Here is a 14,166-nt window from a genome sequence, read left to right as displayed (position 1 = left end):
CAGCCTGTTCAGAAATATGAGAAGCGGTAGGATAAGTCGGAAAGGTCCGCTAGACCCTTAGACTCTTAGGAAGAACCGGGCATCCAAGCTCCTAATAGTCTAGCAGCCTAAAGGACTAAGGCGGACCGCCTTTTTGCGGACCGCAACCCAAGCGCTCTGCGATCCCAGAACATGCGCGCAAGCCGCATAGATGTCTGGCCGTAAGGTTCTAAAAGTCATCCTGGCTTGCAAGCCCGTTCATGTGCGTCAGATCGCCCCATACCAGGAGTCGCCACCGCGTTCCCTGGACCTCAAACCGATTCATGCTCGCGTTGAACAGGCTCCATCGCCGCGGGGCATTGATCGGCAACTGCATCGTGTGGCGAAAGGCGGCGCTGAGCGGGCCGCCATGGGTCACCACCACCACTCTGCGGCCCGGGTACCGGTCGGCGATCGATTGCAGACCTGTGATCACGCGATCGTGACATTGTCGCATGCTTTCCCCGTCAGGAATGACATAATCGACCTGACGCGAGGCGAAACGGTCATATTCCACCGGAAATCGCCGGTTCATTTCTTCGACGGTCAAACCCTGAAAAATGCCCATGTTGCGTTCGCGAAGACGGGCATCGGGGATGACCGTCACGCCCTTTGCCCTGCCCAATACCTCCGCCATCCGGATCGCCCGGCCCAAGTCGCTGCTGTGAATCGCGTCGATGCGCTCTTGCACCAGTCGTGCCGCCACCGCTTCGGCCTGACGAAAGCCGCGCGGCGTCAGGTTGCTGTCCGCGTGTCCCTGCATGCGGCCGTCGAGGTTCCACTCGGTCTCGCCGTGGCGAACGATGATCAATTCGGTGCTTGGTGTCGGTGTCATCGGCAAGGCTGATGGGGCAGGTCTGCGTTCTCCTTCATCCCGAGGACCACGGAGGGCTGCGACCTTGCCCTACCGTTCTTTACTGCTCCAGGCTCAGCCGCCCCCCCAGTCGGCTCATACAGTCCACAAAGGTGGGAAAGGTCACTTCCATCGCCTCTGCGGTCTGAATGATGGTCCGGCCTTCGACGGCCGACCCGGCCACCGCCAAAGCCATGACCACGCGGTGATCATGGTGGCCGTCGACTTCCGCTCCCCGCAGACGGCTTTGCTCAATCTCCAGGCCGTCCGGCCTTTCCCGGATGACGGCGCCCATCTTGGACAGTTCCGCGGCCATGACGGCGATGCGATCGGTTTCCTTGAGCCGGGCCTGCGGAACGTTGACGAGCGACGTCTTGCCAAAAGAAAAGCATCCGACAACCGCCATCATCGGCAGGGCGTCAGGGGTAGCGTTGAGGTCAATCTCGCAACCCTTCAATTCACCCGGTCGAACGCGGATACCGTCGGGCTGAACGTCAATCCGGGCCCCCATCAGGCGCAGATAGTCGATCACTGCCTTATCCCCTTGCGGATCGTTCATGTCAAGCCCGCGGACCAGCACATCGTTATCGCCCAGCGCGCCGGCAGCAAGGAAGAAAGTCGCCGAGGAGAAATCCGCCGCCACCCGCCGCGAGAGCGGGCGGTACTGCTGGCCACCCGGAACGTGGAACCGCCTCAGTTCATCACGTTCGAGTGTGATACCGCTGTGTTTCAGCCAGTCGAGCGTCATCTCCACATAAGGCGCCTCGTTGAGCAGAGGCACGTCGATCTCGCTGTCGCCGTCGGCCAGGGGACAAGCCATCAGCAAGCTGGTCAGGTACTGGCTGGAGACGGCCTCGATGCTGGTCTTTCCCCCGCGGAGACGGCCGCCGACCACCAGCGGTGCACAGCCATTCCCCAACGTGCTCGTGACCGAAGCACCGAGGTCATTGAGCGATTGTGCCAGCGGCCCGATCGGACGCCGGCGAATCTGATGGTCGCCCGTGAACACGGCCAGGCCATTCGAGAGCAGGGCCGCTGATCCCGTGGCGATGCGCAGCGTTGTACCTGAGTTGCGGACGTCAATTACGTTGGCAGGAGCTTTCGGCCTGCCCGAAAAACCATGTACTACCCATGACTCCGGCCGAGTGGCGTCGATTTCAGCGCCCAGCGCCCGATAGGCGTCCACCGCCGCCAGAGTATCGGCCGAGATCAGCGGCGATTCGATACGGCTCTCTCCATCGGCAAGGGCCGCGACCGTAATTGCCCGTATGGTATGCGACTTCGAGCCGGGAATGTCGACGGCTCCAGACAACCGAGACCGCAAGCAAACCAGACGCATCTGACCTTTCCTCCAGCGCAACATGCGGGACCGCCATCCGATGTACGACCACGTCTTATGTGGGAGCGGCGTCTTATCCGTCGGCCCTGTAGGGACACTATAGCCGCAGAGGCGGCCTGAGTCACTGGGCTTTGCTCGTATTTCGCAAAGCAGGGCCGTGCCGCCGTAGGCAGCAAAGGCCTGTCGGATGATCGGTGAGAACGGCGGGCTCGGTCGCCCCGAAGGCCTCCATTCGGCTTGAGCTCATGGCCGAAAGCGACACTGCCCAACCAGGCAAATGAAGAAGAAGGGGCACCGACTTGAGGATCGGTACCCCTTCGGAATGGACTCCTTCGGCTCCGGTTTACCAGCTCATGCCATTGGTTCCGGAGTTGCTGCCGTAAATCAGATACATCTCTCCGGTATCGACCTTGCGAAGACTCGGGTTGTACGGGTACACCGTATCAGCCTCGGGCAGGCCCAGGAGGATGTCGTCAAACCCGTCGCCGTTGACGTCGCCCGCGCCGCTGGCCCACGTGATACGAGCGGCGTTGGCATCCGTCATGCCATAAGGCGTTACGAACACCAAACCTGGCACGGTCGACCCGACCTGACTCAGGTTGATCGTCTTGTTGGCCAGATGCGGCCCGCCGAACAACAGGTAGGCCACACCCTGACGGCGTAAGCCGTTGATCAGTCGGATCTCGTCGGGGGCCACAATCACCAAGTCATCGATACCGTCCGCGTTGAAGTCGCCGACGTCATTGATGACCGCGCCCGCGTGCCCACCGGCCTGGCGACCGTAGATCCGAACGCCCGGCAACGTCGGGCCGCCCACGTGGCCGACGTTGAACTTGTTGACTCCGGCAAAATGCCGACCGCCGAATACGATTCCGATGAACCCCGACTCGGGACCGCCGATACCGTCGCTGCCGGCATATTGCGAGGCAAAGGCGATGTCCGGGTGACCGTCCTGGTTCACATCGCCGATCAGCGTCTGCGATTCACCAAACCGGTCGTTGTTGCGGTCTCCATGGATTTCCAGGCGCGGGCTGTTCCAAATATCCAGATCAAATTCCTCAAGATTGGTCATATCAGGATTGTCGAAATCGGGTCGGCCGAAGACGACATAAACGATTCCGTTGTCGATCAGCCCGTTACGATCGGCACCTGGGGCGCCCGCCACGATATCCTGAGAACCGTCGCGGTTGAAATCACCGGCCGGGCCCGCATAACCGAACAGATCGCCGGCCATTTCGCCGGTGATGACTTGGCTTCCAGAGCGACCGGTTCCATCGGTTCCGCCGGGGATAATCCGCGTACGGAACCCGCAACCCACTAACGCCGGGAACGACTGGATGTCCGGAGTCGTGGAGCCGGGCAACCGGCTGGTGTAGTCAAACCACTCGAAATACCAGACGCGACCACGGTTGCGGCCGTTCTTCGGTGAGGAAATCACCAGGCTCGGCCCCCATCGGGCGGTCAGGCCCGGCGTCGAGTCGGAGATGCTGGGCATGCTGTTGACGGTCAGCCCGAACAGGTTGTCCGGAATGATCGAGTACGGCCACGTGCGATTGACCGAACCCGTGAGGGTTCCCGGAATATCGAGGTCGTCGAAGTAGGCTCCCCTGAATCGTGCACCGTTAAAGCCCAAGGCCTGTCCCACATCTTCCAACCCGTAGATGTCGTTATTCAGGGAGTTGTTGCTCCCCACAACAATCGCGTAGCCGCTGGCGATGGGTGTCTGGACAAAGAGGTCCTCGTCGTTGGAACACAAATAGGGTGGTGGCGGCGGATCAGGCGGCGGTTGAGGTACGATCAAGTCTTCGTGCCAGTCGTATGCCCCCATCTCGTCGTTATCCGGCGGCTGATCCGAGTAGGGGTTGGGCATATAGTCGAAATAGCACGATGGGGGACTGCTGTCGCATGGATCATCGTCCACGCGATCGTAGAACACCTCAGTGTAGGGCGCTCCGAAAACGATCTCGGAGAGATTATCACCGGTCACATCGCCCACGCGGGCCACGGACACGAGGCCCTGGCTCTTCGTTGAGTAGGGCATCGTAAACAGCGCACCGGCATAGGTGGTGGTGATGCTGTTCAGCGGGATGTCCCCCCCGAACTGCTGTCCAGCCATGCCCAGCACCAGGTGGGCGGACCCCATCGCGTCCATGCCATAGCCCCGACCGTAGCGGCTGACGATCACAAAATCATCAATGCCGTCGCCGCTCATATCACCGACGCCCACACCCGTGTAGCCGGATTGTCCGTTTTCGTCGAATCCATAGAACTTCGCGCCGCGGATCGTGCGGCCCACTTCGGCCAAGTCGACCAGCCCCGCGTTACCCGTGGCCGTGGAGGAGACCGTGACACCGCCCCAGGCATAACGGCTCACCGGCGGGTTGGTGTGGTCCCAGGCAGTCACGCGAACGCGATAAGGCTCGCCGTTCACCCGCGGCGGGAGCTTCATCGCGTTGATGGTGTAAGTGCCGTTCGGCGGGAAGCTCCCTCCCGGTGTGGTCGGATTGGAACATTCGCCAAGGGTGCCGCCGACGGTGTCCTTGAAGCAGCCGAGCACGTAAGCTCGCAATTCGCCGTCGACCATGACCGGGTAAGGCCCATCCAGCGGATCTTGGACGGCGAAACAGGCCTCGGCCAGGTTCCGCTCGGCGTTCGAGCCGCTGAAGACCAGATCGTTCAATGGGTTCTGATCCAGATCCAGCAGAATCACGATGTCCGGAAGTACCTGATTCTCACCATCGTCGGGATCAGACACGCACCAACTGATGGGCACCTCGCTGTTGTGGCCGACGCTGTAGTTCACGCTGGGCTCTCGCGCGACGACCGCCGGCGACAGGTTGCCTGGCACCATTCCAGGCGGGAAGAGCATCAATAGACCCGGTGCCACAATCAGCTCGCGTGGGTTCACGCCGTCGGTGATACTCGCAATGATGCGATACTCGCCCGGCTGAAGGCCCTTGGCAGTCGTATTCAGATAATAGAAACCTTGAGAATTGTCGGCGTTCTCGGAGATATTCGATTCGATCAGGATCTCGGTACCGTTTCCGAAGATCTTGTCGGGGTCAACGTACAGAGAGATTACCGCGTTGTCATCGGGGTCACCATCAAGCCAGGCAATCTCGATGATGTCGCCCACTTCCCGCATGACGTCGCTCAGCGGCTTGGTGAATTCGAAATAGGGAGGTGTGTTCGTGCCGCCCGGAATGTCCTGCCCACTGCCCGAGCCGCTGTCGGAACCGGTGCCGCCAACGGGGTCACCGCCCGGCCATATCCAGTTCATCGGCGGGCAGCCCTGCCCAACCAGCAAGGGCACCGCCGAAAGCAACGCTACGAGAACCGAGAGGCCGCTCCTTCGGATCTGGCGAGGTTTTGTCATCGATGCGATCCTTATCTATCGTAAGGGCTTGCCATAACGGGCATTAAGGCTGGCAGCTCCATCCGCCCGCAGACCCCTCCCGACACACTTACCCCGTCACGTTCCCTGGGGTTGCCGTATTCTATGTCAGCCGCAAAAGTCAGGTCAAGGAAACGTAACCCGCTGGGATTGCATGGCCAATAAAGAGTTTGCGGATGACCTATCAAAGCCGAAGCAGAGAGAACAAACCTAGCCCCTTGTCTCAGCCAGCCGAAGCAGATCCCTCATGGCCGCCGCCGGGTCGGGCTGACCGAAGATAGCGGACCCGGCCACCAAGGTGTCAGCCCCAGCCTGGACCGCTAACTGCACCGTCAAGGGGCCGATGCCTCCATCGATTTCCAGTCGTTGGTCGGGCCTGAGCAGCTTCCGCAGTTCCCGGAGCTTGTCCAGCGATGACTCAATGAACTGCTGACCGCCAAACCCCGGCCAGACGCTCATAACCAACACCAGATCCATTGCTCCGATAACCGGGCGAAGAGCCGATGCCGGGGTGTCGGGGTTCAAGGTTATCCCCGCGCGTGCCCCGGTTGACCGGATATGGTCGGCGATGGCCATCGGTTCCGGCGCCACTTCGATGTGAAAAGTCAGTAGGTCGCTGCCTGCCTTGGCGAACGCCTCGGCATATCGGACCGGATCGCTGATCATCAGGTGGGTATCGAAGAACAGCTTGGATACCGGACGCAGCTTCTCGATCACCGGAACGCCGAAACTGATGTTCGGGACGAAGTGCCCGTCCATGACGTCGAGGTGCAGCACCTCCGCACCGGCAGCCTCGATCGCTTGTATCTCGTCCTTGAGCCGGGCAAAGTCTGCCGACAGCAGGGACGGAGCCATGCGGATGCGGGGCTGGGCAAGTGGCCAGTCGTTATTGGAAGCCATAGTACTTTGCCTCCCGGAATAGCCGCAGCATGATAAAGGCCCACGGATCGACATCGCAACCCGTGGGCCTCGTCAATCAGAACCAGATTCGCTTTCTGACTTACGCCTCGTCGAGCACGTCGACGGCCTTGAATGGCTTGCCCTCCATGAACTCAAGGCTGGCCCCGCCGCCGGTGCTGACGTGGCTGACCCCGTCCGTCAGGCCGGCCTGTTCGATGGCCGCCGCGCTGTCGCCGCCGCCGATAACCGTGATCGCCCCCTTGGCCGTGGCATCCACCAAGGCATGGGCAATCGCGTAGGTGCCGACGTCAAACGGTTTGGTCTCGAACACGCCCATGGGGCCGTTCCAGGCAATGGTCTTGGCCCCCATGATGATCTTCTTGTATTCTTCGATGGCCTTGGGTCCAATGTCGAACCCGCTGAGATCATCGGGGATATCGCCTTCGACTACCTTGGTGGCGATCCCGGGCTTCAACTCGGCCGCACAGACCACGTCCACCGGCAGCTTGAGCTTCGAGCCGCCCAACTGAAGCAGCCGCTTGGCCTCTTCGACCTTTTCGGCCTCGATCAGGCTCTTGCCGATCTTGCGGCCCTGGGCGAGCATGAACGTGTGCTGCATGGCTCCGCCGATCAGGATGGTGTCGCACTTCTTGAGCAGGGCCTCGATGACCCCGATCTTGTCCGAGACCTTCTTGCCGCCCAGGATGGCCACGAACGGCCGCTGGGGGCTGTTGAGCGCATCGCCGAGGTATTCGAGCTCCTTCTTGACCAGGAAGCCGACCACCTTGGGCTTTCCGCCCATCAGTTGCGGAACGGTCAACATGCTGGCATTGTCGCGGTGGCAGGTGCCGAACGCGTCGTTCACGTACACATCCGCCAGGTCGGCAAGCTGCTTGGCGAAGCTCCTCTTTTTCTCCGCCAGGGCCGGATCTTCCTTGGCCTTCTTATCTTTGATCTGCTCCGCCTCATAAAAGCGGACATTCTCCAGCAGCAAAACGTCACCGGGCTTCAAGGCCGCCACAGCCTTCTGGACCTCAGGGCCCACGCAATCGGGCACAAACCGGACCGGCTTGCCCAGAAGCTTGCCCAAGCGCTCGGCACAGGGCTTGATCGTGTACTTCGCGTCGGCGGCCCGATCCTTGCCCTCCGGCCGGCCCAGGTGGCTCATCAGCACCACCTTGCCCCCGTTGGTGATCACGTGTTGGATGGTCGGCATCGCCATCCGAATCCTGCGGTCGTCGGTGATGTTCCCGGCATCATCCTGCGGGACGTTGAAGTCCACGCGCATCAAGACGGTCTTGCCTTTGACGTCAATGTCAGCAATTGTCTTCTTTGCCATGTTGTCCATCCTCAATAACCAACGTTTATCAGACCCCTCAACGGGTAATCGTGAGCCGAGTATTGTGCAAGAGTGTGCCCTGAAAGTCCAGGCCCAGGCGACTGATCAAGCGACCTGAGACCGGGACAACGACGACCACCAACGGCTTTGGTGTCCTGCCGTTTCGCCGCAGCTCGCAGCAAGCTGACCACATCACGTGCATCCCGTTGCTCCGTCAGGTCAAACGCGGACAGCCTTTGTCCCTGGTGTTCGAGGGTCGGATTCATCGCCAATTCCCGTATGTCGCCGGGCGCCAATCCCTCCCGGCCGGGCGGTTGTCCGAAAGCGGTTGCTACCCAGGTCGGTTCTCCTGTTTCGATCGTGCTTGCGAAGAAACGGATAACCTCGACCATGCCTTCCAGGGGGCCGGCAGACAAGTGAATTCCGTTGCAGTTGATGCTCACCTCGCGCATCCCGAGATTGTGTCGATTCTGTGCCATCAGCCAGCGCATGGAGTTGACAGCAGCGGGCCAGGGATCGGCCGCATCCGCCGGTTGTTGTCGCAACTCTCTGACGGACCTCTCTGAGGCAATCTCGATCGCCTAGTCCCTATCCGTTATCGTCAATCCGGGCGATTGATGAGGTATTTGGCAGCGACGGCATTGAGCGAACGAGCCGAAGGCTTGTTCGCGCTAAGAGCCCTTAGTGCCGCCAAATCGGATTCCCAGGCAATCATACCCGGTGCCAGCAGACACACGCTATCCGGCTCATACGTATCACAAAGCCGACCGTCCTTGAAGTAGTAGTGCTCCTTGCAAACTTCGGTAGGGTAAACCTGCATCAGCGGCGGAATGTCAGAGGGTGTGAACCAGAGTTTGATCTCCCGTTCAGCATCTTCGTGGTTGGCTGAAGCGTGGATCAGGTTATCCAGGCGCTCGCCGATCTCCTTGCCGTTCTCATCCTTGAGTGTAACGACCGTGCCCAGAGCCCGCAGGCAACCGGGTTGTTCCTCCCTGGCCCGATGGGGATTGGTGGGGCCGGCCATCTGCCGGATGATCCGCAGGGCGTTGTGGCCGTGATACACGATGGCGATCACTCGACGTTTCCAGGGTTCATCGGGATAGTGAGCATAACCGCGAATATACTGGATGAGTGCGGGGAAAAAGGGCTTTCCTGCGTGTTCGGCGTAGTGTTCAGCAGCCAGCATCTCGCTGACGTGGATGATTTTGGCCGCGGCAAAACGCAAGCCGGTATGCACCTCGGACAATTGCGACAGAATAAAGCCCGTAACCGAGTTCTTCAAGGCGTCCGGCTTGATCAGAACGAGTGTTTGCTCAAACTCTTGTGGATTCATAAGAATCGTACCTCTCGATGGTGATATTCATACCTTGTTAATGGCTCTTTGAAGGCAGACACTATAGCAACAAGAAGTCACCTGGTTTCGCCCGCGATGTTGTCGTCCCCCTTCCTGGCCGCCTTCCTTGGGCGGCCGCCGGGCAGGGGAGGCAGTCGCCCACGGACTTCAGCGGCTTGCACGGCCGATCGGCGCACGGCTTGACCGTATACTTCGCGTCGGCCGTCCGATCCTTGCCCTCAGGCCGGCCCAAGTGGCTCATCAGCACCACCTTGCCCCCCGTTGGTGATCACGTGTTGCATGGTCGGCATCGCCATCCGAATCCTGCGGTCGTCGGCGATGTTCCCGGCATCATCCTGCGGGACGTTGAAGTCCACGGGCATCAACACAGTCTTTCCCCTGCCGTCTAAGGCGGTCCGCCTTTTTGCGGGCCGCAACCCAAGCGTTCTGCGATCCGGAAACATGCACGCAAAATGCGCACCAGTCGCGACGGAAGAGACTAATCCGCAATCGTTTGCTTCGCTATCTTGACACCTTCAATCGATGCACGAAGACCCTCGAAGTCCAAACCCTACAACGGCGGATATTCTGGTCCAAAACCCGAGACAAATCCAGTCGGCAGGAGCGAAGATGGCGACAGTGGCAGCGGCCCGCCTCAGGCAAGAGGCGGGAATTGCTCCCGAAGCTGCGGCAGCAGCTCCAGTGTTCCGTGGGTGCGGCACCAGCGTTCACGGCATGCCGCATCCAGGAGTTTCTGCTGAGTGGCAAGGATGTTGCGGGCGTCGTTCAGCCCCTTGCTGCGACGCTCCCTTTGGTACCAGAGGAGCTTGGTAATGATTACGTCCTCGGGCGCAGGCACATAGGCATCTCCTCTCATCGCGCGAACGACGACAGGCCGGCCGAACCGCGATTGATCATGTTCATCCTGGCTCAACTCGAACAGCCCAATCACAAGCGCATGGTCCGGCGTCCACAGGACGTGCTTGATTGTGCCGGTGACCGTCTCGAACGACGTTTGCGGGTCGACTTTGAATTGACTTGCCAAAGGAGCGAAGACCTCATCGACAGAACGTCCCTGGAGTTGCACGACAAAGTCGGCATCCTGCCTCGCGACCCTTCTTGGATCATACCTCACTCGGACGGTCCAGTTCGACAGGGGCGCGAACTGCTCATGGACGCCCAAGCGGTCGGCCTGCATTCTGCGGTCCAGTTCTGTGTTGGCGGCCCGCAATGCACTGAGATCGTGCGAATAGAGCAACGGCGGATCTGGGGCTCGAACCGCCGATCGCACAGGCCGGCCTCGAGAAGACCCTCAATGACGAAACCGCCCAAGTACAGGGCGGCGGCATATCGCTTCGATTTCCACAGGTACTCCGAATCATCAAGCCATTGGTCGCTCTTGGTCGTCAACCGGCTCTTCTTGGTGATCTGGAACGGTGCGAACGGATCGCGTCGTTCCATGGCTTTCCCGCCTCATGTGGCGCAAGGACCCGACAGCGGACCTCCTCCATCGCTCCACTCGGGCGACAGCCGCTCCAAAAAAAGGGGGCCGCCTGTTCGGCTGTGCCCCCTGAGTCCGTTCGTCAGACGCTCGTCCGGTCGCCTTACAACAACCCATCCTTCTTCCCGATGAACTTCATCAGGTCGTTCACCCGGCAGGAATAGCCCATCTCGTTGTCGTACCAGGAAATGAGCTTGAAGAAGTTGGCGTTCAATTCGATGCCGGCCGTCGCGTCGTAGATGCTCGACAGCGGGCAACCGATGAAGTCGCTGCTCACCACCGGCTCTTCGGTGTAGCCCAGAATGCCCTTCATGGGACCTTCCGAGGCCTTCTTCATCGCGGCGTTGATCTCGGCCATGCTCGTCGCCTTTTCCGTGCGGACAGTCAGGTCCACGGCCGACACGTCGGCAGTCGGGATACGGAAGGCCATGCCCGTCAGCTTGCCTTTGACTTCGGGAATGCACAAGCCCACAGCCTTGGCGGCACCGGTCGATGCCGGGATGGCATTCTGGCCGGCCGCGCGGCCGCCGCGGAGATCCTTCTTGCTGGGCCCGTCCACCGTCGGTTGCGTCGCGGTCATCGCGTGGATCGTGGTCATCAGACCCTCAACAATGCCGAAGTTGTCCAAGACGACCTTGGTGATCGGCGCCAGGCAGTTGGTTGTGCAACTCGCGTTCGACACGATGGTATCCGTCGCGGGGTTGAACCTCTGCTCGTTCACACCCATGACGAACGTCGGGATATCCTTATCCTTGGCCGGAGCGGAGATGATCACCCGTTTGGCCCCTGCGGTCAGGTGCTTGCCGGCGCCAGCCCTGTCGGTGAATTTCCCCGTCGACTCGACCACGTAATCGACCTTGAGGTCTTTCCACGGTAACTGCGCCGGGTCCAGGATTGATACGCATTTGACCTTCCGGCCGGCCACCACGATGTTGTCACCTTCCTGCCTGACCTCCACCTTTGCCCGGCCGTGGACCGAGTCGTATTTCAGCAGATATGCCAGATTCTCGGCCGGAACTACGTCGTTCACCGCCACGAACTCGATATCCCTGTCTTCCATCGCCGCCCGAAGCACGAGCCGGCCGATACGCCCGAAGCCATTGATCGCTACACGAATCGCCATTGTCTTTTCTCCTGATGCTGTAACCTGTCTCCGTCAATTGGGGGGTATACCTTGCTGGATTTCCAACTGCGGAGTCGAGACGATACGGCTTTTGGGCGGTCAGGTCAAGGCTCGGCGCCGCGGCTGCTTGCTCGCTCGCGAATGTCCGCGACGGGCAGGATGGCTCGTTCAGAGCCGCAAGCCCGATTCGCCGAGCCGACGGCAACGGAGATGCCCCCCATCTGGTACGGCGCCGCAGGGGTTAGGCTCAGCGCGAGGGCACGCATTCCTATGGACGACGCAGCTTGGAGTCGCTGGCCGAGGTGGTTGGAACCCTGTCCGAACGATCACCCTGGAAACGAATCTGTACAACTTCCTCGACGTTCCATGCTTCCTTCATACTCAACTGGTGGCGAAAAAGCGTCAGCCGGGAGACTGAGCTTGTGCTGGAACGCCCCGGCACATTCAACTCCTTAACGAACAAATCCTTGCGCAAGACAAGACGGCGCACCGGTCGCTCAAAAGCCAAGCCGCTGCGCCGTTCGCGGCGACAGATGAGAAAAGACCGTCGATGCACGAAGCCCCTCTCGGTCGATATGTAAGGTACGGGGGCGAGGCCAACCTGGAACACGGTTGCCCAAGGCGGACTGCTTTCTTGCAAGCGGCTGCCGAAAAGCCTTACGGCTCAGCAAGATGCGGGCAGAACCCGGGACTCGCTGGCCCGGAGGTTTCCGGGGTCACCGCAAGGTTGGAAACGCCCACGAGGGCGTCATAGAATCTGGATTGGAAGAATCGTTCGTCCTACCTGACAAAGGAGCGGGCCATGGTAGTGAAGAATGGCAAAACGGTAACCTTCATTTACCGGCCTGAGCACCCTGCGTGTCGCGACGTGGCGCTGGCCGGTTCCTTTAACGACTGGAAGCCGGACAAAGGCAAGATGACTCGCCAGAAGGATGGTACGTTTCGCAAACGGATCACGCTTCGACCCGGCGAGCATCGCTACAAGTTCGTGGTCGATAGCCAGTGGGTCGAGGACCCCCAAGCTGAAAAGCAGACTACAAACGAGTTTGGCACCCGGGACTCGGTCGTTGTGGTGTAGAGCCGGGCCGGTCAGATAGAGCTTGTTGCTTCGAGCGAATTGGCGGGCGCGATGCCTGAAGGGTGATCCCCGTATCCTGCCAAAGCGGATCATTGTAATCTCAATTATCACAATGGGTTGTGTCAACTGACGGCGTGTGCCCCGGTACATCTTTTGGCGGTCAGTCGTAGATGCCGAATTCGTGGGCTGCCAGATACATCGCCCGGAGGTTTTCCAGCGACTTGACGGCCAAGGGCACCATGAACGGCGGCGAAGTAGGCAGCAAGACAAAAGCCCCGTCGCCGGCCGCTGTCTCCACTGCATCCCGTACTTCACGGCGAACATCCTCGGGCATGCCGGTTTCAAGAGTGTGGGCTTGGATTGCCCCCATCAAACACATCCGCCGCCCGATCCGCTCCTTCACTTCCGCCAGCGTCACGTCCGCGGTGGACATAGGGAGCGTTTCGATTGGCTCCAAGGCATCGGCCCCGATGTCGGCGATCATGTCCAGAAGATCGCGCAGACGACCATGACAATGGATCACGCAGAAGTTGCCCGTGGCGTGGATGGCTTCGGTCGCCTCGCGGTCCCTGCCTACGACATACCGGGCGAAGTAAACCGCCGGATCCATCAGCGGCGCGCCGGCATATTCCGGTCCCCAAAGCCGGAACGCGGCATTCCTCACCAACGGCCCGATCGCCTTGATTGTCCGAAGAACCTGCCCTTGAGCTTTGTCAAGCAGGGCTCGGATCGGGCCGTCGTCGGTGTAGCACCGCAGCACAAAGTCTTCAAAGTCGAACAAACCCACGACGTGGCCAAGGGCATCGCCCACGCTGAAACAGAGAATGCCGTCGTCTCCGACCCGAGCCTGCAGGTCGGCGATTCGTTGGGCGTTGACTTCGGCCGGGGGATCCGGCATCGAGAGCAATCGTTCGATATCCTCGTCCGATTTGATCAGGGGTTCGACTTGCCAATTGGTCATCAGGCCGGGATCTCTGCGAGAGACGGCCCGCAGCCTGCCTTTCGGGGTGTTGATTTCGGTCGTCATCACAACCGAGCCGTCGGGATGAATTTCTTCCTGACCGTGAACGACGTTCGGATCTCCAAGGAAGACCGGACAATCGATCGGGGCAGTGACAAAACTGTCGCCGTACCGACTCTCCAGCTCGATCAGCGGGGCGTAGGATGGCTCATGGTTGTACCACGCGTCGTCATGTTTCGAGTAGCCATAGATCGTCACCGGCACTCGGTCCGGTCGCCCTCGACGAAGGACGGTCAATAATCGCTCTCTTGAGGTCATGGTTCGCTC

General features: G+C 60.3%; 12 protein-coding genes. 1 reads left to right on the top strand and 11 read right to left on the bottom strand.

The annotated features are described in order from the left end of the window. Window positions 1-208 precede the first annotated feature (208 nt). The 10 genes from PLL20_07765 to gap all read right to left on the bottom strand — a co-directional run bounded on the left by PLL20_07765 (window position 209) and on the right by gap (window position 11,800). Window positions 209-853, bottom strand: a complete 645-nt coding sequence (locus tag PLL20_07765) for a histidine phosphatase family protein (protein ID HPD29874.1) — start codon at window positions 851-853, stop codon at window positions 209-211. 79 nt (window positions 854-932) lie between these two features. Next, window positions 933-2,210 (bottom strand): 3-phosphoshikimate 1-carboxyvinyltransferase, encoded by a 1,278-nt coding sequence (gene aroA, locus PLL20_07760; GenBank protein ID HPD29873.1) that lies wholly within the window; start codon window positions 2,208-2,210, stop codon window positions 933-935. Between the two features lie 343 nt (window positions 2,211-2,553). Then, on the bottom strand, window positions 2,554-5,586 hold the full coding sequence (locus PLL20_07755) for an integrin alpha (protein ID HPD29872.1): 3,033 nt from the start codon (window positions 5,584-5,586) through the stop codon (window positions 2,554-2,556). Window positions 5,587-5,814: 228 nt separating this feature from the next. Further along, window positions 5,815-6,504 carry a ribulose-phosphate 3-epimerase gene (gene rpe / locus PLL20_07750; GenBank protein HPD29871.1) on the bottom strand — a complete coding sequence of 230 codons (690 nt, stop codon included), beginning with the start codon at window positions 6,502-6,504 and terminating at the stop codon, window positions 5,815-5,817. A 100-nt stretch (window positions 6,505-6,604) separates the two neighbouring features. Beyond that, a complete protein-coding gene (locus tag PLL20_07745) occupies window positions 6,605-7,843 on the bottom strand; it encodes a phosphoglycerate kinase (GenBank protein ID HPD29870.1) in 1,239 nt (412 codons plus the stop codon). 601 nt (window positions 7,844-8,444) lie between these two features. After that, window positions 8,445-9,176, bottom strand: a complete 732-nt coding sequence (locus PLL20_07740) for a nucleoside-diphosphate kinase (GenBank protein HPD29869.1) — start codon at window positions 9,174-9,176, stop codon at window positions 8,445-8,447. A 61-nt stretch (window positions 9,177-9,237) separates the two neighbouring features. Beyond that, window positions 9,238-9,438, bottom strand: coding sequence for a hypothetical protein (locus PLL20_07735; GenBank protein HPD29868.1), 201 nt, complete (start codon window positions 9,436-9,438; stop codon window positions 9,238-9,240). Then, window positions 9,416-9,559, bottom strand: coding sequence for a phosphoglycerate kinase (pgk, locus tag PLL20_07730; protein ID HPD29867.1), 144 nt, complete (start codon window positions 9,557-9,559; stop codon window positions 9,416-9,418). The genes PLL20_07735 and pgk overlap by 23 nt, the downstream gene beginning before the upstream one ends. 272 nt (window positions 9,560-9,831) lie before the next feature. Continuing rightward, window positions 9,832-10,467: a hypothetical protein gene (locus PLL20_07725; protein HPD29866.1), complete on the bottom strand. Its 636-nt coding sequence runs from the start codon at window positions 10,465-10,467 to the stop codon at window positions 9,832-9,834. 313 nt (window positions 10,468-10,780) lie between these two features. Then, a complete protein-coding gene (gene gap, locus PLL20_07720; GenBank protein HPD29865.1) occupies window positions 10,781-11,800 on the bottom strand; it encodes a type I glyceraldehyde-3-phosphate dehydrogenase in 1,020 nt (339 codons plus the stop codon). A gap of 802 nt (window positions 11,801-12,602) precedes the next feature. Here gap and PLL20_07715 point away from each other — a divergent pair. Next, on the top strand, window positions 12,603-12,878 hold the full coding sequence (locus PLL20_07715) for a glycogen-binding domain-containing protein (protein HPD29864.1): 276 nt from the start codon (window positions 12,603-12,605) through the stop codon (window positions 12,876-12,878). A gap of 160 nt (window positions 12,879-13,038) precedes the next feature. On the opposite strand, the gene PLL20_07710 is transcribed toward PLL20_07715, so the two are convergent. Beyond that, window positions 13,039-14,157, bottom strand: a complete 1,119-nt coding sequence (locus tag PLL20_07710; GenBank protein ID HPD29863.1) for a uroporphyrinogen decarboxylase family protein — start codon at window positions 14,155-14,157, stop codon at window positions 13,039-13,041. Window positions 14,158-14,166 lie beyond the last annotated feature (9 nt).

The sequence above is a fragment of the Phycisphaerae bacterium genome, assembly GCA_035384605.1.
In the GTDB taxonomy this organism is placed as follows: Bacteria; Planctomycetota; Phycisphaerae; order UBA1845; family PWPN01; genus JAUCQB01.
Note: the sequence above shows the minus strand (reverse complement) of the source record. Positions and strands in the feature narration are given on the sequence as shown.